Raw genomic sequence first — 20,636 nt, 5'->3', positions numbered from 1 at the left:
TCGAATTTTCGATTATTCAAGGAGTTAATAAGAATTGTTTTTTTCAGTATGGAGGAAATGGGGGGAAGGGTGGAGGACGAATCCTCTTAGAAAGGTATTCTTAGCTCAAATAAAGATTTAATTATTATTCACTATTTAAGATAAATCATTCGTCACTATTCCATTTAGGTTACATATAATGAAGCAATTTGATGTTGAAGGAGTGGGAAGGGTGTTTTGTAATGATGAGAATATTACCTTATTGATTGTCTCCTTAGAGAAGGGTGAAGTGACACCCATTCAATGTCACCTGAATGCTTCTTCACTCTTATATTGTGTACAGGGGAGAATAGAAGTATCATTTGTGTTACCAGATGTACATCAAATCAAGTTGTTCACTATTTCCCCCAACCAAGTAGTTAATATCCCCAAAGGATGTTGGCACCTTATACAAGCTAAAAAAGATAGTCAATGGTTAAATGCTTTTGATTGTCCTCTGCCTCAAACCATTTTTGCATCGCAGGTACAAGAGTTAAATGAGCCTAGAATACTCACGTCAAAAGCACTTCGTCAACATACCGTAATGGCAATTGAAAGTGAACCCTACTATTATCATCATGGTAACTTATCGTTTCCAAAAAAATAGAGCCATAGTTCTACCAGGGTAAACAAGGTGGGACCGTATAGGATTCCTCCATAAAAAGCAAAGATGAAGGCCGAGCAAGTAGGAGTTGCCCGTCATTCAGATGGATAAACCAAAGCGAAAATAGTACATATCCCAGTAAACATTAGCACATACTATAATTAAAAAGGTACGCTGCTCTTATAACGTGTACGGTTCGTGTTTTTGAGAAAAGCATCATGAAGACCATCATTCAAAAGAAGGAGGTGTGAGGCGTGGAAATTAAAAAAGCAAGCAATCGACATTATGGTATCGATGATAGTGGGAAGGAACAAGGAGAAGTTACTTTTTCGGAAAGAAACGATCACACCATTGTTATTGATCATACATATGTAGAGGAAGAAGCAAGAGGGACTGGACTTGCTGAACAACTAGTGGATTCGGTTGTGCAAGAGGTGAAAAGTCAAAATAAAAAAATTGTCCCAGCTTGTCCCTTTGTCGCTGCCCTATTTAAGAAGAAAGCAGAATATCGGGAAGTGCAAGCTTAAACCAAAAAAGTAGGCGACCCCTACTTTTTTTATTCGCTTCAATCAAGTGATTCCTCCCATGTAATGTTCAAATTTAAAACACTATCGTTAGATATGATAGGATGGTCTACCACTTAAATTTTTTAAGATGTGTTTGAATAAATACAACCCATCTAGGTTCTTTAAAGGACTCCTATGGGGTAAATCTCCTCTCCCTTAAGGCATTGTTCCCGCTTCAAAAGATTTAATTTTACAGTAATATATTCTTAAAACAAAAGTATTGGTTATTTGTTCGACAGAATTCATCATTATTTTGAAGAAAAAAGAGGTGATTCTTATATAAGAAGAGAATTATAGGCTAATAGTTTAGAATTTTTAGACTTTATAAGTTAAGTTAATTTTCTTACTATGATAAAAATTTAGAAAATGTTCAACAAAATAACGTGGTAATGCTTTAATTCGTATTTATTTTTTGTAAAGAATCTATTATAATATAATAATTCAATCTAATTGTTTATTGTTGTATAACAGAAAATTAAAGAGGAGGGAAAATGATGGAATGGCTACAGAACTTAATAAGCGTAGTAGGTAATTTTGTATGGGGGCCAGTAACCCTAGTATTGATAGTGGGAACGGGGATCTTCCTTACTTTTAGGTTAGGGTTTATCCAAATAAGGGAACTTCCGTATGCCTTAAAGCTTACTTTTAGTAAAAGTGATAAAAACAATAAAGATAAAGGGGATATATCCCACTTTCAATCTTTGATGACAGCAATGGCAGCCACACTTGGGATAGGAAATATTACCGGTGTAGCGACAGCAGTGATGCTTGGTGGGGTCGGTGCTTTATTCTGGATGTGGTTAGCTGCATTTTTTGGAATGGCGACAAAATACGGTGAAGCCATTTTAGCAGTTAAATACCGCGTGACGAATAGTAAAGGTGAAATCTCCGGGGGACCGATGTATTATATTGAAAAAGGTCTCGGCTGGAAATGGTTAGCTGTATTATTTGCTCTCTTTGGATTTTTGGCATCATTTGGAATTGGTAATATGACACAAGCAAATACTGTTGCTGGCTCATTTGAAGCCAATTTCGGGGTGAACCCATGGATTACGGGTGTTGTTCTAATGGTATTAACAGGATTAGTACTGTTAGGTGGAATTAAAGGAATTGGTCGAGTTACGGGTATATTCGTTCCTTTCATGGCATTATTTTATTTAGCTGGTGGACTTATTATTATCTTTATGAATATTACTGAAGTACCTCAAGCATTAGGTTTTATTATCTCTGAGGCCTTTAACCCATCCGCAGCAACTGGTGGTGCAGTCGGGATGGCCATTCGTTATGGTATCGCTCGTGGGGTATTCTCTAATGAAGCGGGGCTTGGTTCAGCACCCATCGCAGCCGCAGCGGCTAAAACAGATTATCCTGGTAGACAAGCGTTAGTTTCAATGACAGGAACATTTATTGATACAATTATTGTTTGTTCGATTACTGGTTTAACGATTGTATTAAGTGGTCTTTATGTCGGGCATGAAAATGCTTCTAGTTTAACGGGAGAAGCATTTGAATTCTTCTTACCTGGTGTAGGTAATATGCTTGTAGTTATTGGTATTATGTTCTTTGCTTATTCGACTATTATTGGCTGGTCTTATTATGGCGAGAAATGTTTTGGTTATTTATTTGGTGATCAAAATGCAGTGATATACAAGGTGCTGTTTGTCATAACAGTACTCATTGGCTCGGCTTTAGAGTTAGAAATGGTTTGGGGAATTGCTGATATCTTTAATGCACTAATGGCCTTACCAAACTTAATTGCTCTCTTGCTTCTATCTCCAGTCATTGTGGCTGAATCCCGGAAATTCACTGAGATTAGAAAAAAAGAGAAACAAGAAGAGAAGAAACAATCAATGGCAGGATAAGTTGTTGTGTTTATTCATTGAAAGTTTAGCCTGACACAAAAATAATCATTTGAAAAAAATGCAACTGCTATCAATTAGAGTTGCATTTTTCCTTTATTTAGAAGCAATATCAAGAGCAGCTCTAATTGTACTAGCGGTTCTAAGCTTACTTGTAGGTCGATCGGCAAATGTAATTGATTTCTGTGCCATTGCCGGTTTGATTCCACACAATATCATAGAAGTACCCATTAATGATAATACATTTGCTAGTTCAATAAATCTTTGCATAATTTCTTCATTATAAGTAGTTAATCCATTTACATCGATTAATAGGGTTTCAGCAAATGTATTCTCTAATGATTGCAATAATTGCGTTGTCATCTTATGGTAACGACTTTCATTCATCTCTCCAACTAAAGGGAGAACAGATACCTTATCTGTGAGTGGAATAATAGGTGTTTCAAGTTCTTCGATTCTCTGTAAGGACTGTAAATACTTTTGCTCGGCCTCTTTCTGTTCAGTTATATCATGTTGAACACCGATAAAAAAATGGGCTTCCTCCTCTTCCATATAAACCGAATCAATTGTTAAGTGATTCCAGAAAATATCGCCGTTCTTCTTATAATTTAGAACTTCACATTGTATGGATTCTTTTCTTGTTACTGCTTCTCTAATACGAGCAATGGTTTCATTACTTGTTTGCTCGCCTTGTAGAAAACGACAATTATTACCGATTACCTCTTCTTTGGTGTAACCTGTTATATCAGTAAAACCTTTAGAAGAATAGATAATAGGGTTATCATGCTTACTCGGATCGGTAATTAAAATACCAACGCGTGTATAATCAAGTGTCTTTAATATGAGTTCCATATTCATTTTATTCAGTGCTAACCCCACCTTTGGCAAATTTCCATCTATTTATTATCTCTTCCTTTTTGGCAAAAAACAAAGGAAAGACCTTTTTGTTTAAGTAGATGAAATAAAACTATATTCTGTTGTAGGTTTCGTTTATGTTTGATGTGGGTAAAAAGAACTACTAGCGTATGAAAGGGAGCATGTATGAATACAACAATTGGTTTTCAGGAAAATCATCAAGTGTTAGATAATAATGAAGTGTTAGCATCACTGGAGAGAAATTTAGCCATGATTGAGTTTAATTTGGATAGAGAAGTGATATGGGTTAACGATAATTTTGCCAGAGTACTGGGGTATCAGTCAGGAGAAATGGTAGGAATGGATCATCAGAATTTCTGTACTATTGAAGAGGTGAATGGTTCAACCTATCTTGAGCTATGGCGTAATTTGAGAAGGGGAAGAAAGTTTCAAGAGAAAATCAAAAGAGTGGGTAAGTTTGGCCAATTATTGTGGTTAGAAGCGACATATATTCCTGTTATAGGAACGAAAGGAGAGGTAAAGGGAGTTTTAAAAATTGCCACGGACATTACTGAAAGGGAGCAGCATACAAATGAGATGATCTCAAAATTAAAAATGGCGCCCACACATCTGGTTGAACTGGTATTATCTAACTCTAATGAAAAGGTATTAGCTTTAGAAACGTTGAAACAACAAATGAAGCTAATTGAAGAAACATCTAAACTTATTCGAAATATTGCATCTCAGACGAATTTATTGGCAATTAATGCTGCTATTGAGGCAGCTCATGCTGGTGAAAAAGGAAGAGGGTTTGCAGTTGTTGCCAAAGAAGTTAAAAAGCTATCTGTCTCAGCTGATAATGCGATGAAAGAAGTAAATATAAATATTGAGAATATTACAGAGCAAGTCGTGAATGTGTATGAGATAACTGATGAGCTAAAAGATATTGTTTCACGGACAAAAGATGATATAGATGAAACTTTACAGTCGTTTGCGCGATTGTCTAATTAGTATGGTCCACCAGATTTGGGTTTTTCAAAGTATTTTATTTCATTAATTAGTAGATAGATTAGAAAAGCTCACCAGATGGCGAGCTTTTTTTACTTGAAATCACAAATGGTATTTTTACAAGAGTCAGAGAACCAACAAGTGAGGAAGGTATTTAACCAGTTACTCTTTATGCATTTGTCTAAGCCAAATCGCAAGTTGCAATGTAATCGCATCGAGAGTATGCTGTGGGTTATATCCGGTTATTTCTTTGATTTTCTTTAGCCGATAAATGAGTGAGTTTCTATGGATAAATAAACTTTTCGCACATTCTCCAAGGTTTAAATTATTTGCAAACAAGCTTTCAAGTGTCTCAATTAGCTTCTCAGAAAGTCCATTCAGTACTCTTGTATAATAGTAAGTTTTAGATGCTTCACTCAGTTCATTCAGTAATGCTTGTGCTTCAATATCTTTAAAAGTAGCAAAAATAGAAGACTCTGCACTTAATGTTAAAGCCGAAATGGATTGCTGATAGGAATGTTGAATGTTATTGACAGTCTTCACATTGGAACCCAACCCAATTCTTGCAGTAAGTTGATTTTCTTCTATAAATGAAATGAAACTTTGATACCGATGAATGATTTGCTCCTCTGTTAACCCGGTATGAAGTATAAATTGTTGATTGATTCCTAGGAAACCAATCAATGTATTCTCTTTGGGAAAAAATCTTTCCACCCATTGGATGAAGTCATTTTTTTTCAATTTGGGCATATCTGTTTTAATGACTGACACTTGAAAGGGGGGCAAAAGATGAATCTCAAATAGTTTAAATCGTTGTTCAATCGATGAATCTTCAATTGAGTCCTGCAATAAATCATCGAATAAATGATCCTTCGCTTTTTGTTGCCACTCTAACTGATCTAAACTAAAGGATTGTTGAATCATCATCTCTGTAATCATTTTTACTAACTCACCAAATTCAAAAATTTCATCTGGGTCACCAGTAATGCCAATCACACCGATGATTTTTTTTTGAAAATGAATAGGTAGGTTAACACCGGGATATGAGTTTTTCCACTGTATATCCTTATCACTAATGGTGACAGCTCTACCAGTACGTAAAACTTCTGTTGCTCCCTCATGAATCATATTGATTCGATCGGGGTTACCAGATGCAATTATTTTGCCTCTATCATCCATAATGTTTATATTTCTATCCAGTCTAACCATGGTTTGCTTAACAATTTCTGCGGCAATTTCACGAGTTAACATATATGGCCCATCCTTATTCTCTTCATTTCGTTTGTTATATATCAGTAAAATAATATCACAATCTGTTTATAATAGATAAAAATTTAACCAAAATAATCTGTTTTTTTGTTCAATCATAACGATGACAAATAGTATGACACATAATTATAATAAGGATAACACAATAGATGTTAGGTGGCGAGTTTATGAAAGTAGTTATTGCACCTGATTCATATAAGGGTAGCTTATCGAGTGTTTCTGCTGCAGAAGCAATTGCTAAAGGTGTTAAGAAAGCGCTTCCTTCGTGCGAAGTTATTTCTGTTCCTGTAGCGGATGGTGGAGAAGGAACAATGGATAGTCTTGTTTCCGCAACGGGGGGGAAAAAGGTAAAAGTTAGTGTGATGGGTCCATTACACAAAAAGGTCGCGGCGGAGTATGGTGTACTCGGCGATGAAAAGACATGTGTTATTGAGATGGCGAGTGCCTCTGGTCTAGAGCTTATAGATAAAAGTGAACGCAATCCACTGATTGCTACAACTTTTGGCACAGGAGAATTAATTAAGAAAGCGTTAGATGATGGTTATCGCCATTTTATTTTAGCAGTTGGTGGAAGCGCTACCAATGATGGCGGAGCTGGTATGTTACAAGCTCTAGGGCTAAAAATAATGAACGATGCCGGAGATGAAATTGGTCTTGGTGGTGAAGCGCTAGGTGAAGTTACGTCTGTTCAATTAGACTCTCTTGATTCGCGGATTAAGGATTGTCAATTTCTAATCGCTTCTGATGTACAGAATCCGTTTATTGGTCCTAATGGTGCTTCCCATGTTTTTGGTCCTCAAAAAGGGGCAAGTCCTGAAGTGGTTGAGACGTTAGATCACTATATGGGTAACTGGGCAGATGTGATTGAGCATGCGACTAAAGTTCGCTTACATGATCGGCCGGGTGCAGGTGCAGCAGGAGGAATTGGTGGTGCTTTCCAAGCCTTTTTCAATGCAGATATGAAAAGAGGGATTGATCTTGTTATTGAGTACACTGGACTAAAGGAAAAAATGGTGAATGCCGATTGTGTATTTACTGGTGAAGGCCAGTGTGATTTTCAAACAGCCTCTGGTAAGACACCTATGGGTGTGGCAGAGGCAGCGAGAATAAATCATATTCCTGTCTTTGTTCTAGCGGGTTCTATTGGTAAAGGTATTGAAGAGTTATATGAATATGGCATTACTAGTGTCCACAGTTTAGTGACAAGTCCTATGGAGTTAGACGAGGCGATGGAGCGTTCAGCAGAATTGCTAGCGGATGCTGCTGAACGAGTAATGAGAACATTTATTGCGTTTCAAAGATAAATCCATTTTTAGGAGGGAAAAGAATGTTATTCTTCATCATTGCTATTGGGGTTTTAATTATCGTATTAGCGACAACAAAGTTTAAGATTCATCCATTTATGTCTTTACTAATAGGTGCTCTATTCGTTGGATTTGCATCAGGAATGCCATTTGATTTAATAGTTGAGAGCATTAATAGTGGATTTGGCGGTGTTATGACAAGTATCGGTCTTGTCATTGTGTTTGGAACAATTATTGGAGTGATCTTAGAAAAAGCAGGTGCGGCTTATCGAATGGCAGAGGTTGTGTTACGTATCGTGGGTCCAAAGAGACCACAGCTTGCCATGAGTATTATTGGTTTCATCGTTTCTATTCCAGTGTTCTGTGATTCTGGTTTTATTATTCTTAATAGTTTACGCCAGGCATTAGCTAAGAGAGCTAAAGTAACGATGGCTTCAATGTCTGTAGCACTAGCTACAGGATTATATGCCACTCATACACTTGTACCACCAACACCAGGCCCAATTGCCGCTGCGGGAAATATTGGTGCAGAAGCCTATTTAGGAACAGTGATTTTAATTGGTTTTATTGTGGCCATTCCTGCTGCTGCCATTGGTTATCTTTGGTCAGTTAAAGTAGCAACAAAAATTGAAGTTCCAGAGGATCGTAACACAGAAGAATTCGATTATGATAAGGTTGTCGCTTCATTTGGTAAGATGCCTTCGACTTTTCAAGCGTTCTTCCCAATTATTTTACCCATTCTATTAATCGGTTTAGGTTCAATTGTTGCCGTTCTGGGATACGAAGGTTGGTTTGCACAATTTATTGGTTTCTTAGGTACACCAGTTATAGCATTGTTCATAGGTATTCTCGCTGCTCTACCATTATTACCTCAATTTAATGAGGAAACATTAACTAATTGGGTTGGTAAAGGATTATTAGATGCCGCGCCAGTACTTTTAATTACCGGAGCAGGCGGGGTTTTTGGAACAGTAATCAAAAACTCTGGTGTTGCGGATATTATTCAAGGTTGGGACATTTCCGATATGTTTACGGGTGCGCTTTTCTTGATTATCCCTTTCTTGATTGCCGCAGCATTAAAGTCAGCACAAGGTTCATCAACTACAGCATTAGTACTAACATCTTCATTAATTGCCCCAATGCTTCCGGTTGTCGGTATTGAAGGAGCAGTACCGCTAGCATTAGTTGTAATGGCTATTGGAGCGGGTGCAATGACCGTTAGTCATGTGAACGATAGTTACTTCTGGGTTGTTACACAATTTACTGGTATGAAGGTAACTGATGCTTACAAAGCTCAAACGATGGCGACATTATTACAAGGACTTGTTTCTATCATCGTAGCAATGATTTTGTGGGTTATTTTAGTATAAGAAGAAAATCCGAACAGTCACTCGAATGCCTTTTTTAGGGTTCGTGTGCGTTCGGATTTTTACACCTTTAAACGGATGTTCTTAGTCAATTTTCATTTCCTTATGCAGAGGACGTTCCTTTTCATAAATGTCACATCTCGTTTGATTGCGCAATAAGCTTATTAATTTCCTGATTTAATGTTTCAAGAAAAATATCTGTCAGTCGGTTTATATGTTTTTTCTTTAAATGAACCCAGCCGTAGTGAACTCTTTCTTCTTTTAATTCTTGTATTTTCACCCCGGTAATCCCGTCAATATGCTGAAATGAATAATCAAGTCCAATCGTTATTGCATTACCACTAGATACCCATTGGGTAATTGCATTTGTATGATTGGTTTTTACAACTAGATTTCTTTGGCTATTGTTATCAAGAAGCTGTTTGATCGTCTGATTAAGGTAAGCATCTTGATATAAAATAATGGGATATCTTGATAAATCCTTTTTTGAAATAAAAGGCTTTTCAGCAAGTGTGGAATGAGCTTGTACGCCAGCAACCATATAGCCTTCTAGCAGTGGTTCAAAGTGGAATTTATCTTCATTTACTTCAGAAGATGGTCCAACAACAAGCATACCCACGTCCATTTCTTCGTTGATTAGTTTTTCTGTTATCTCCTTTGGTCCTAACTCTTGAAGCTCTATGGAGACATTTGGATGTTCTTTCTTAAATGAAAATACAGCGGCAAGTAAAGCGTTTGAAGGACCTGGTATTGTAGAAATACGAAGATGTCCTTGGAGTTTTTCTGTTTGCGCTTGTGCGAATGTTTGAAACTCTTTCGTCATCTTCATGATTTCTTCGGCCTTTTCAATTAATAGAGCGCCTTCAGCAGTTAAATGGGCACCAGAACGGGAGCGTTTAAACAACATCAATCCTAGCTCGGTCTCTAAACTACTGATGGATTGACTTAATGCCGATATAGAAAGGAAAAGTTCATGAGCTGCCACAGTGAATGATTGTGTTTTTGCCACAGTTGAAAAATGTTTTAGTTGATCAAAGGTCATTTACTATCACCTAGTTTTTATGGATTCAAAATTAGTATACTGTTAATTCGACGATTCTATCTATATATTTTTGAGCAGGTTTTTATAGAGCGTTTTGTGTTAAAATAAATATGTTATAGGTAAAAAGAATGTGTTTCGTTGTAATTAATTGAGAATTTAGAACTAGATTAGAGCAATTGTGTTTATAGAGTTAAAAGTAAATAATATCCTTAAAAAGGAGTAGACAATTGAATGAAGCAACGAATAAGCAAGTAACCAAAACACGTGAGATTGTGTGTAGTGCTTTAATGGATTTGATGAATCAATTTCAATTTCGTGAAATAAAAATATCAGCAATTACGAAACAAGCAGGGATTGCACGAATAACTTTTTATAGAAACTTTGGCACAAAAGAAGATATTATACGCATCTATTTACGTCAATTGTATAGAGATTTATTCAATATGAGGAAGAAACAAGATAATCTAACTATAGCGCAAATGATCCATATGATGTTTATGATCACAGAACTACAAAAACCAGTATTGAGAAAGCTATTTGCACATGATTTGGAATACTTAGTTATGGAAGAATTCATTGAAATGATCGAAGAGGGGCTAGCGGAAGTTTTCACTGACGTTGATATTGCAGAATACTTAATTCAATTTCAAATTGGCGGGTTCACCAAAATTATACTAAACTGGGTAAAAGAGGATTGCGAGAAAAATGCTACTCATTTTTGTAATCAAATCACGAACTTGATGAATCATTATCAATTAAATACAAAAAACTAATAAGCATTCATCAATAAAGCAACTCTAACAATCTTTATTATTGAAAGATAGTAAATATCGTTAGGGTTGCTTTTTATTTTTAATACTTTATTGTATTATTTAAATAAAATAATCTGTATAGATAGATTATTAGTATAATTGAATTTTTTACAAATAAACTGAACAGCTTAGATAAGGAGGGGTGTAAATTGAAATGGCATTTTTGTCCGTTGGGAGACCAAGCTCTTCTTATAGAATTAGGGGATCAGATTTCATCTGAAACCCAACAAAAAATTCAAATGTTCTCGAATTTTCTCGAGGATCAACGCTTACCGTGGATGAAGGAATGCATTCCAGCTTACACGAATATTGCGGTATTTTATGACATTTGGAAGGTTAGTCAATTATGCGATAAAGAACAACTACCTTATGAATTTGTATGCGCAGAACTGAATGAATTATTAAAATCTGTGGATACACAAAATCGCCTATCTTCCAGGAAAATTGACATTCCTGTCTGTTATGGTGGAGAATTTGGTCCCGATTTACATGAGGTTGCCCGGTTAAATCACCTAACACCAGATGAAGTAATCGAAATTCACTCAGCTGGTGATTATTTGGTCCATATGATTGGTTTTGCCCCGGGGTTTCCATTCATTGGAGGGATGTCTGATAAGATTGCTGCACCTAGGAGGAAATCACCAAGGCTACAAATTCCAGCTCGGACTGTTGGGATTGCAGGGATGCAAACAGGTGTATATCCTATTGAAACACCTGGAGGTTGGCAATTGATTGGAAGGACGCCAATCGAATTATTTACACCACAGGAAGAAATGCCAACTTTGTTAAGGGCTGGCGATCGCATTCAATTTAAGCCAATTAGCTTTGATGAGTATAAGCAATTGGAGGCTGAACAGTCATGATAGAGATTAAGAAACCAGGTTTATTATCGACCCTACAAGATCTTGGCCGAACAGGATACCAGAAATATGGTGTAATCGCCAGTGGTGTCATGGATCAAGATGCTCATAAGATTGCGAATATGCTTGTCGGGAACTCCGAAGAACAACCTACATTAGAAATGACATTAATCGGCCCACGAATTGTTTTTCACGAAGATTGTTTGATTAGTCTTTGTGGTGGAGATATCGGTCCGCAAATTAATGGACAGCAAGTAAGTCTGTGGAAACCTATTTGGGTAAATGCCGGAAGTGAGCTAACATTCGCCTCGTATAAAGAGGGCTGTCGTACTTATTTAGCCATTGCTGGTGGTTTTGATGTCGAGTTGGTCATGGATAGTTATGCTACTTATTTACGTGCACATATTGGTGGACATAATGGGCGCGCGCTTCAAAAAGGCGATCGATTAACTGTAAAAGAGAAGAGTAGCTTATCGAAAAAAATGATCGCTTCATTAAAACAATCTGACAAGCCATTTGTTGAAGCAAAATGGCATATACCGATTCAGATGAGAAGACCCTCTAATCAAAGAATTAGAGTCATTGAAGGGAAGCAATTTTCTCTTTTTAATAAAGAAAGCAAAATAGCATTATTCAATAACCCTTATAAGGTAGCTTCACAATCGGATCGAATGGGATATCGCCTGAATGGTAGTGCACTCGCATTATCAGAAGAGAAAGAAATGATCTCAGAGGCTGTTGCTATGGGGACCATTCAAGTACCTCCCGATGGGCAACCAATCATCTTAATGGCTGATAGGCAAACGACTGGGGGATACCCGAAGATTGGGCAGGTGGCATCCATCGATTTACATGTATTGGCCCAAACAAAGCCTGGAGAAGAGGTATATTTTGAAAAAATATCTTTTACAGAAGCTCAAAAGCTCTTTATTCAAAAGGAGCAAAGGCTCTATGAGTATAAAAGGAGTATCCAAATAAAATATCAATAGGGGGATAACGATGATAAAGATTGATTTAAACTGTGATTTAGGTGAGAGTTTTGGAAACTATTCAATTGGTAATGATGAAGAAATATTAAATTATGTGACCAGTGCAAATATTGCTTGTGGCTTTCATGCAGGTGATGCAACAACGATGCGTAAGACAGTGAAACTGGCATTAGAGAAAAAAGTGGGGATTGGTGCTCATCCAGGAACACAAGACTTAGTTGGCTTTGGTAGAAGAGAAATGAATATCTCCCCTCAAGAAGCGTATGATATTGTTGTCTACCAAATTGGCGCATTGTCCGCTTTTGTTCATTCTGAGGGAGGAAAGTTGCAACATGTTAAACCACACGGAGCCCTTTTCAATATGGCAGCAAAAGACGCTCAGTTGTCTGAAGCTATTGCAGAAGCGGTGTACAAAGTCGATCCAGAATTAATTTTGTTTGGCTTAGCTGGTAGCGAGCTAGTAAAAGCGGGTGCGAAGATAGGTTTAAAAACGGCAAGTGAAGTATTCTCTGACCGTACGTATCAAGATGACGGTTCCTTGACTTCAAGGAGAGAATCAAATGCATTAATTACCGAGCAAGAGGTAGCGGTCGCACAGGTCGTTCGTATGGTAAAGGAAGGGAAAGTAGCGTCTGTAAGTGGAAAGGATGTTGACATCTTAGCAGATACTGTTTGTATTCATGGTGACGGCAAACATGCATTGGCATTTGCTAAACTCATTCATGCGACTCTACAAAAAGAAAATATACAAGTGAGACGAATAGGAGAAGCTTAATGAAAACACAATCAACTAGAAGTATTATTTTAGGTGCAGCCTTCCTAATGGCTACTTCAGCAATAGGGCCGGGCTTTTTAACACAAACAACTGTTTTTACAGAAAAACTAGCAGCAAGCTTTGGGTTTGTTATTTTAGTATCAATTATCATAGATATCGGAGCACAATTAAATATTTGGCGAATTTTAGCCGTCTCAGAAAAGAAAGCCCAAGATATCGCTAATCAGGTTTTACCTGGATTAGGTTATTTCTTGGCCTTACTCATAGTGATGGGGGGACTGGCTTTTAATATCGGTAATATTGCTGGAGCTGGACTTGGAACGAATGTATTATTTGGTGTTTCTCCAGAATTAGGCGCTTTATTAAGTGGATTAGTTGCTATTGGTATTTTTGTTGTCAGAGAAGCAGGAAAGCTAATGGACCGTTTCACACAAGTGCTAGGGTTTGTCATGATTGGATTGATGGTTTATGTCATGTTTACTGCCTCTCCTCCAGTTGGTGAAGCTGTGACACGTACATTTGTACCTGAAACGATTGATATTTTAGCTATTGTTACACTAGTAGGAGGAACAGTCGGTGGTTACATTACCTTTGCCGGTGGGCATCGTTTATTAGATGCTGGTATTAAAGGGAAAGAAGCTTTACCACAAGTAACAAGAAGTGCAGTGAGTGCCATTGGAATTGCTTCATTAATGAGAATTTTCCTTTTCTTAGCTGCTTTAGGGATTGTTTCTCAAGGGTTAACTTTAAACCCTGATAATCCAGCAGCATCCGTGTTTCAGCATGCTGCCGGTAATGTTGGCTATAAAATATTTGGTGTGATTATGTGGGCAGCAGCGGTTACATCTGTCGTTGGTGCGGCCTATACATCCGTTTCATTTATTCGGACATTCACCCATTTCATTGATAAAAATGCGAAATGGTTTACAGTAGGTTTTATCGCAATATCTACCCTTGTATTTGTTATTATTGGACAACCAGTGAAAATTCTCGTATTAGTTGGTTCATTAAATGGACTAATTTTGCCTATCGCTCTAGGTGTGATGTTAATTGCTGCACATAAGGCGAAGATTGTTGGCGATTATAAACATCCTTTATGGTTAACCTTGTTTGGACTACTAATTGTCATTGTTATGGCATTAATGGGCGGTTACTCTTTAATTAATGGGATTCCACAATTGTTTGAATAATAGCTTGAAAGGTGTGAATAAGTTTGAATTTAACAACAGTAAGTCCTGAAGAAGCACGTAAGCAGATTAGGGACGGTCATTGGAAGCAGCCTACTGCTGGCATTGCTAATGGCTTTATCCAAGCGAATTTAGCTGTATTACCAAAAGAACTTGCCTTTGACTTTTTATTATTTTGTCAAAGAAACCAAAAGCCTTGTCCGATTATAGATGTAACAGAGGTCGGATCAGTTATACCAAAGTTAGCCGCACCAAACGGCAATATTATGACAGATATTCCTAAGTACCGTATATATAAGCATGGAGAACTTGTGGATGAGGTGCAGGATGCAACCGGTTATTGGCGTACAGATATGGTTGGCTTCCTAATTGGATGTAGCTTTACTTTTGAAGAAGCGCTTTTAAATAATCATATTCCAATCAGACATATTGAAGAAAACTGCAATGTGCCTATGTATGAAACTAATATTGAATGTGTAAAATCTGGTATGTTTGAAGGCCCGATGGTGGTAAGTATGAGACCAATGAAAGAAGCGGATGCGATAAGGGCTATTCAAGTAACGAGTCGCTTTCCTTCAGTCCACGGTGCCCCGGTACATTTAGGAAATCCTGAAAAAATAGGGATTAAAGATATTAACAAGCCTGAGTTCGGAGATGCGGTTACCATTAAAGATGGAGAAGTTCCTGTATTTTGGGCATGTGGCGTAACCCCACAAGCAGTGGCGATGCGGGCAAAACCAGAGATTATGATTACGCATGCACCTGGTCATATGTTTATTACAGATGTGTTAAATGAACAATATGCAATCATGTAAGAAAGGGCTTCTATGGAGTTACCAAACTATTTGCAGTCTCATTTTCCAGGATTAAAACTAATGCCAAGTATTTATCAGCAATGGAATATCGGTATTCCTTTCACGTTCGCTGAAGAAATCTACCAATTTAACGAACAAGGTCAGTTAAATATGGATAGATTTGAGCTTGTTTATGAACAGGCAACAACTCTTTTTAATGAGTTATTTGCTAGCGAGGATGAAGTGATGCTAGTGACTAATATGTATAAAATGGTTGAAAAAGAAAAGAGAACGAGAAAATTAAAGGTTTACCAATCTCATTTGAAGCAACGTAAAAAGTTGTATCAACTTCAGGTGGAAACCATGCCTTACCCTTTTGAAGCGGAGGATGCAGACGCATACCAATTACAACAATTCTCTTTATTATGTCAGTGCCGAGACATACAAATAGAATCACTTATAAAAGCAGCTGCTCATGAAGACTTTCCTTTAAAACCACGTTTTGGTGGTTATCATGTCAATTATCCAGATGTTTTCTTTATTAATTTAACGAGAGATGTCATCTTTTTCATATACGATGATCGTGGTTGTGAAGTAATTGCCCGCAATGTTCAGATACTGAGGCAGCTATATGAAAAGTATGGTAACTGGATTGATGAAGTCGATCGAGCAGATGTGGTTCAAAGATTGGGTATGGAGAAAGATGTATTATAACAACGGTTATGAAGTCCTGCTTAATTATACTCGAGTGGTGTGCATGCTGAATTGTGCACACCACTCGGGTAATTTTCTTGTTTCTCATGTATTAGTATGGTCAAAGCTCTGTTATTTTTTTAAAGAGAGTAAGTAGTGACTATCACACCTTCTTTATTATCACCAGAAATTTGATAGTAATCGTCATCCGGTAAGGTAATAGTTTTGCTATCATGGACCGGGTAATATCGAACATGATAAGTTACATCACCTAATGTAAAGTCAATTGTCTTTTCTGTTTCTAGCAGTTTTAAATATTCCTCTAATACAAGATTTTTCTTATGCATTACTGCACTATGTGGTAAACCAACATAGCGAATATGCCATGGTTCATATGAAATGCCAGTAATATCACTTTTGTTTTCAGGGTATCGTAAAATAAAGCCATACATCCAAGCTTTCTCTTCTAACCATTGGGCTTCCTTTGCTCTATACATAGTTGTTGCTTGAGAACCGACATCAAGGGCAAGTCCAAAATTATGTTCACTATAACCAGCAGGTAGAGCGTAATCCGCCCCTTTTTCCTGATACAGCGTTTGTTGTGCGTCCCAGCTTCTATAGCCACTTGTTAGTAAAAATTGAAAATCTCCTTCTTTGTTAGCTTCATGGATCATATCATTAAATCGATTTAATAAATCTATCGACAATTGTATATCATCATCGATAAGACCAAACTCTTTCTCTAATTCATCATAGTCAAATACGTTGACTACATCGTCTAGTATTGTATTTTTCTTCAATGGATGTTCTTCATTAACAAGTAATAGCTGACCATCGTTTATCATATCTTCTTCTACAGATAAATTTCGATTAGAAGGTATGGGCTTGAAATCATTGTTTTCGTTCTCCTCATTGGCGTATTCAATATCATCCTTTAATAAATTGGCTTTATTCGAAGTAAGATATTGATTGATGGCTATTAATAAAAATAAAATGATGGCTAAAAAAAATCCCCACTTCTTCATACGTTTATTCCTCCTTCAATTCATAAAATTAAAGATAAAGAATAAAGCTTAAAAAAAAGTAGGGGTAAATATAAAGTTTTTCTTAAATCATCCCTTTAATTATCCAAAGTAGATGGATGAATGGGAAGTCTAATCTCAAAGCTTGTTTGTATGACTGTACTATTGACAGTAATACGACCGCCATGCTGTTCAACAATATTCTTGGCAATAAATAACCCCAGCCCTGTTCCACCTTCTTGATGGGCACGAGAAGGGTCGGATGTGTAAAAGGAATCGAAAATATAAGGTTGGTCCTTTTCTCTGATATCATCACCGTAGTTAATAATCTGCACAATCGCTCCTTCATCGTCTAATGAAGTGTGAATATCGATAAATTGTCCATCTGCCCCATAGCGTATTGCGTTATTTAGGAGATTTTCAAATACACGTGCTAATTGTCTCCCATCTGCTTCAATCATTAAGGAGGGCTGTAAATGTAATCTTGCCTCTAAATGATTCTTCTTAAGGGCAGGATACATTTCCTCACAGAGTTGTAATAATAACTCACTTAAATTAATTTCACTTTTGATAATAGAGAGCTTACCATAATTTAATTTCGTTATATCAAAAAGATGATCAATTAATTCTTCTAACCGCCCAGCTTTTTTATAGACAATGTTTGTATAATGCTTTTTTTGTTCCTCGGTTAAGCTAGTGTCTTTTTTGATAATATCTAAATAGCCGATGACTGATGTGAGTGGTGTTCGTAAGTCATGGGCGAGATTGACAATTAACTGATCACGGCTTGACTCAGCAAAATCTCCACGCTCAATCGCCTCTTTTAGCTTGAGACTAGCTGTATTTAAATCTATCGCTATCTGGCTAAATTCATCATTAGTAGAAATTTTTGTTTCATATTGAAAATCACTGTTAGCTAATTGCTTTAAACCATGTGAAATATGACTGAAATACGATGAAATTCGTCTTGTAAGTAATTTGAAAATGACGAGTGTAAATAGAATATATAGAATCGCAAAAATAATAAATAGACCCTTTTTTCCTAATGCCCATCTGATTCGAGCTAAAGGATCATCGATTAACACAAACTGATGATAATAATATTGCATATATGCAAAAAGTGAATATGTGATTACGCCAGCTAATATCATGCTAACGAAGACGAGTAGTAATAGTTTCGTTTGAAAATTAATTTTATAATTAACCATGAAAGGCATAACCTACTCCCCAGACGGTTTTAATAAACTCGTTCTTGTCTTCCCCAAGTTTCTTTCTTAATGTGCGAATATGAACCATCACTGTATTTTGGTTGTCATAATAAGCATCTCCCCACACAGTTTGAAAAATATGCTCTGCACTAAAAACCTTATTCGGATGGTTAGCGAGTAAGAGGAGAATATCAAATTCCTTCGGGGTGAGAGAGAGGACCGTATCATATTTTGTTACTTTATGTTGATCAGGATCAATCGTAAGTCCTCGAAACTCTAAAATATTCTCTTTTGAAGCTGATTGATTATACAGCATTGTCCGTCGTAATTGTGATTTGACGCGTGCCACTAATTCCATAGGATTAAACGGTTTGGTCATATAATCATCAGCTCCAATGACAAGCCCGGTGATACGGTCAAAATCAGATGTTTTAGCGCTCAAAAAGATAATCGGAAAAAGATAGTTTTGTTTGCGAATCATTCTAGTGACTTCATGTCCGTCTAAACGGGGCATCATAATATCTAAGACAGCCAAATCAATTGGCTGTGATTGTACAATTTTTAATGCTTCTTCTCCATCATTTACTTTGAAAATATGAAAGCCTTCTTTTTCCAAATGGAGCCCAACAAGGTCAGCAATTTCCGCCTCATCATCGGCAATCAAAATATTTACGTGCTTCACGTTGTACACCTCTAATTTTCAGTAAGAATCTCTTATAGTATAGCCGTTAACCATGTATTCATCCAGCAAGAGAATGATCGTTACCTTCCTTGAATTCTGTTATAATATGCAATAACTTTCGATCAGGAGGACTTTTTATGTATAAGGAGATTTTAAGCAAAATTGAACAGCCAGAAGCTTTTCAACCATCTGAAAAAATGTTTTGGCAAGATGAGTATATTGCAAAACAGCTTTTAAAAGCACATCTTAATCCAAACCATGAAGGAGCGAGTAGAGAACCGAAATTTATAGATGCTTCGGTAAGATTTATTTCACAGCTTATGAACAGTGGAGACAGAGTAGTTGATCTCGGTTGTGGTCCAGGTCTTTATTGTGAACAGCTGGCAATGAGAGGCTATGCGGTTACCGGGATTGATTTCTCCGAGAACTCTATTGATTACGCCAAATCCCAGGCTAGTGAAAGGCATTTACCGATACAGTACCGCTTTGAGGATTATCTTAACATGGATGACGTAAATACGTTTGATTTTGCGACGCTTATCTATTGTGATTATGGTGCATTATCACCAAATAATCGCAAGCAGCTGTTAAGGAATATTTATCGCTGCTTAACTGAATCTGGACGCCTATTTTTAGATGTATTTACCGTTAATAAGTATCATTCTTTTGTAGAGGGAAAACAATGGTCAATGAATAATCATGGGGGGTTTTGGTCTGCCCATCCTTATTTGGAAATCTCTCATAACAAAAAATATGATGATGAAATTTCTCTTGAACAAACTTTGGTACTGACTGAAGAATCCGCTGATGTGTATCACATTTGGTATCAATACTTTACTAAGGAGCGGTTGATAAGAGAGCTCCGGGATGCTGGATTTAAAGTGATTAATGAGTATAGTAATGTGGCTGGAGAACCTTACACTGATAGAAGCGAGACAATGGCTATCCTTGTTCAGAAATAATTTTTAAAAATATTCTATTTCTTTTCTTGCGAGAGGAGTACAATAGAAGTAATTTTAATACTTGTATTGGTTGAGGGGGCGAATTAGATGTTTGGCATCACAAGTTTTACGGTGTTTTTAGCCGCCGCGATTATTATGAATATTACTCCTGGTACAGATACGATGTATATTGTCTCACGGAGTGTCTCACAAGGTAAGAAGGCAGGGTTATACTCTGTTCTTGGTATATCTACAGGAGCAATGGTGCATACATTTTTAGCTGCTATCGGATTATCTCTTATTCTTACAACGTCAGTCATTTTATTTACTATTGTAAAGATGATTGGTGCGGCGTATTTAATTTATCTTGGCGTACGTATGGTCATTCAAAAATCCTCACAATTTGAAGTTAAAAAGACGAAACCTTTAACTGCAAGGAAAGTGTTTGCTCAAGGTTTACTAACCAATCTAACCAATCCAAAAGTGGCGCTTTTCTATATTTCATTTCTACCCCAATTTATATCTGTAGACAATGGATATGGCCCACTTCCTTTTATCATCCTTGGTATGACCTATGTTGTAACAGGAACCATTTGGTGTTCGATAGTCGCGCTTTTTGCCTCTACAACAACGAAAAAACTTAGAAATAATCCTAAAGCAGAATTTATTATTAATAAGGTAACTGGCATGATCTTTGTCGGTTTAGGTATTAAGCTTCTCCAAACAAAGGCATCCTCATAAAGAAAGGAGCAGAACAAACTCTGCTCCTTTCTTTCATCCA

Annotated in this window: 21 protein-coding genes; 15 read left to right on the top strand and 6 right to left on the bottom strand. The window is 36.8% G+C overall.

The annotated features are described in order from the left end of the window. Positions 1-178: 178 nt before the first annotated feature. The 3 genes from MKX67_RS22675 to MKX67_RS22665 all read left to right on the top strand — a co-directional run bounded on the left by MKX67_RS22675 (position 179) and on the right by MKX67_RS22665 (position 3,050). On the top strand, positions 179-625 hold the full coding sequence (locus MKX67_RS22675; protein WP_095371412.1) for a cupin domain-containing protein: 447 nt from the start codon (positions 179-181) through the stop codon (positions 623-625). 251 nt (positions 626-876) lie between these two features. Next, complete coding sequence (locus tag MKX67_RS22670) at positions 877-1,149, top strand: GNAT family N-acetyltransferase (RefSeq protein ID WP_095371413.1); 273 nt, start codon at positions 877-879, stop codon at positions 1,147-1,149. Between the two features lie 530 nt (positions 1,150-1,679). Continuing rightward, positions 1,680-3,050, top strand: a complete 1,371-nt coding sequence (locus tag MKX67_RS22665; protein WP_095371414.1) for a sodium:alanine symporter family protein — start codon at positions 1,680-1,682, stop codon at positions 3,048-3,050. Between the two features lie 93 nt (positions 3,051-3,143). Here the strand turns inward: MKX67_RS22665 and MKX67_RS22660 are convergent, their stop codons facing one another. Further along, the gene (locus MKX67_RS22660; RefSeq protein WP_095371415.1) at positions 3,144-3,926 is read right to left on the bottom strand and encodes an STAS domain-containing protein; all 783 of its coding nucleotides are present in this window, start codon (positions 3,924-3,926) and stop codon (positions 3,144-3,146) included. Positions 3,927-4,088: 162 nt separating this feature from the next. Between MKX67_RS22660 and MKX67_RS22655 the strand changes: the two genes are divergently transcribed. Beyond that, positions 4,089-4,913 (top strand): methyl-accepting chemotaxis protein, encoded by an 825-nt coding sequence (locus MKX67_RS22655; protein WP_095371416.1) that lies wholly within the window; start codon positions 4,089-4,091, stop codon positions 4,911-4,913. 159 nt (positions 4,914-5,072) lie between these two features. On the opposite strand, the gene MKX67_RS22650 is transcribed toward MKX67_RS22655, so the two are convergent. Then, positions 5,073-6,161, bottom strand: a complete 1,089-nt coding sequence (locus tag MKX67_RS22650; RefSeq protein ID WP_095371417.1) for a sugar diacid recognition domain-containing protein — start codon at positions 6,159-6,161, stop codon at positions 5,073-5,075. Positions 6,162-6,346: 185 nt separating this feature from the next. Between MKX67_RS22650 and MKX67_RS22645 the strand changes: the two genes are divergently transcribed. Beyond that, the gene (locus MKX67_RS22645) at positions 6,347-7,483 is read left to right on the top strand and encodes a glycerate kinase (RefSeq protein WP_095371418.1); all 1,137 of its coding nucleotides are present in this window, start codon (positions 6,347-6,349) and stop codon (positions 7,481-7,483) included. 23 nt (positions 7,484-7,506) lie between these two features. Further along, positions 7,507-8,853, top strand: coding sequence for a GntP family permease (locus MKX67_RS22640; protein ID WP_095371419.1), 1,347 nt, complete (start codon positions 7,507-7,509; stop codon positions 8,851-8,853). 130 nt (positions 8,854-8,983) lie between these two features. Here the strand turns inward: MKX67_RS22640 and MKX67_RS22635 are convergent, their stop codons facing one another. Then, positions 8,984-9,892: a LysR family transcriptional regulator gene (locus MKX67_RS22635; protein WP_095371420.1), complete on the bottom strand. Its 909-nt coding sequence runs from the start codon at positions 9,890-9,892 to the stop codon at positions 8,984-8,986. Positions 9,893-10,119: 227 nt separating this feature from the next. Between MKX67_RS22635 and MKX67_RS22630 the strand changes: the two genes are divergently transcribed. The 7 genes from MKX67_RS22630 (at position 10,120) to MKX67_RS22600 (ending at position 16,023) form a co-directional block, all read left to right on the top strand. Beyond that, positions 10,120-10,665, top strand: a complete 546-nt coding sequence (locus MKX67_RS22630) for a TetR/AcrR family transcriptional regulator (protein WP_095371421.1) — start codon at positions 10,120-10,122, stop codon at positions 10,663-10,665. A gap of 188 nt (positions 10,666-10,853) precedes the next feature. Further along, the gene (gene pxpB / locus MKX67_RS22625; protein ID WP_095371422.1) at positions 10,854-11,567 is read left to right on the top strand and encodes a 5-oxoprolinase subunit PxpB; all 714 of its coding nucleotides are present in this window, start codon (positions 10,854-10,856) and stop codon (positions 11,565-11,567) included. Next, positions 11,564-12,553 (top strand): biotin-dependent carboxyltransferase family protein, encoded by a 990-nt coding sequence (locus tag MKX67_RS22620; protein ID WP_095371423.1) that lies wholly within the window; start codon positions 11,564-11,566, stop codon positions 12,551-12,553. The genes pxpB and MKX67_RS22620 overlap by 4 nt, the downstream gene beginning before the upstream one ends. A gap of 10 nt (positions 12,554-12,563) precedes the next feature. Then, positions 12,564-13,328, top strand: a complete 765-nt coding sequence (locus MKX67_RS22615; RefSeq protein ID WP_095371424.1) for a 5-oxoprolinase subunit PxpA — start codon at positions 12,564-12,566, stop codon at positions 13,326-13,328. Then, a complete protein-coding gene (locus MKX67_RS22610) occupies positions 13,328-14,518 on the top strand; it encodes an NRAMP family divalent metal transporter (RefSeq protein WP_095371425.1) in 1,191 nt (396 codons plus the stop codon). Before MKX67_RS22615 ends, MKX67_RS22610 begins: the two co-directional genes overlap by 1 nt. 23 nt (positions 14,519-14,541) lie before the next feature. Next, positions 14,542-15,330, top strand: coding sequence for a putative hydro-lyase (locus tag MKX67_RS22605; protein ID WP_095371426.1), 789 nt, complete (start codon positions 14,542-14,544; stop codon positions 15,328-15,330). Positions 15,331-15,342: 12 nt separating this feature from the next. Continuing rightward, entirely contained in the window at positions 15,343-16,023 is a 681-nt protein-coding gene (locus MKX67_RS22600) for a DUF3885 domain-containing protein (RefSeq protein ID WP_095371427.1), read from the top strand. A gap of 119 nt (positions 16,024-16,142) precedes the next feature. Here the strand turns inward: MKX67_RS22600 and MKX67_RS22595 are convergent, their stop codons facing one another. The 3 genes from MKX67_RS22595 to MKX67_RS22585 all read right to left on the bottom strand — a co-directional run bounded on the left by MKX67_RS22595 (position 16,143) and on the right by MKX67_RS22585 (position 18,914). Then, positions 16,143-17,027: a M15 family metallopeptidase gene (locus MKX67_RS22595; protein WP_095371428.1), complete on the bottom strand. Its 885-nt coding sequence runs from the start codon at positions 17,025-17,027 to the stop codon at positions 16,143-16,145. Positions 17,028-17,122: 95 nt separating this feature from the next. Then, positions 17,123-18,232 (bottom strand): HAMP domain-containing sensor histidine kinase, encoded by a 1,110-nt coding sequence (locus MKX67_RS22590; RefSeq protein ID WP_342488783.1) that lies wholly within the window; start codon positions 18,230-18,232, stop codon positions 17,123-17,125. Next, positions 18,225-18,914, bottom strand: a complete 690-nt coding sequence (locus MKX67_RS22585; protein WP_095371429.1) for a response regulator transcription factor — start codon at positions 18,912-18,914, stop codon at positions 18,225-18,227. Before MKX67_RS22585 ends, MKX67_RS22590 begins: the two co-directional genes overlap by 8 nt. A gap of 137 nt (positions 18,915-19,051) precedes the next feature. On the opposite strand from MKX67_RS22585, the gene MKX67_RS22580 reads away from it, so the two are divergent. Continuing rightward, entirely contained in the window at positions 19,052-19,876 is an 825-nt protein-coding gene (locus tag MKX67_RS22580) for a methyltransferase domain-containing protein (protein ID WP_342488782.1), read from the top strand. An 87-nt stretch (positions 19,877-19,963) separates the two neighbouring features. Beyond that, the gene (locus tag MKX67_RS22575) at positions 19,964-20,596 is read left to right on the top strand and encodes a LysE family translocator (RefSeq protein WP_224936897.1); all 633 of its coding nucleotides are present in this window, start codon (positions 19,964-19,966) and stop codon (positions 20,594-20,596) included. Positions 20,597-20,636: the final 40 nt, after the last annotated feature.

The organism is Cytobacillus sp. FSL W7-1323 (genome assembly GCF_038595015.1).
In the GTDB taxonomy this organism is placed as follows: domain Bacteria; phylum Bacillota; class Bacilli; order Bacillales; family Cytobacillaceae; genus Cytobacillus; species Cytobacillus kochii.
The sequence above is the reverse complement of the archived record's forward strand: the minus strand, read 5'-3'. Positions and strand labels throughout refer to the sequence as shown.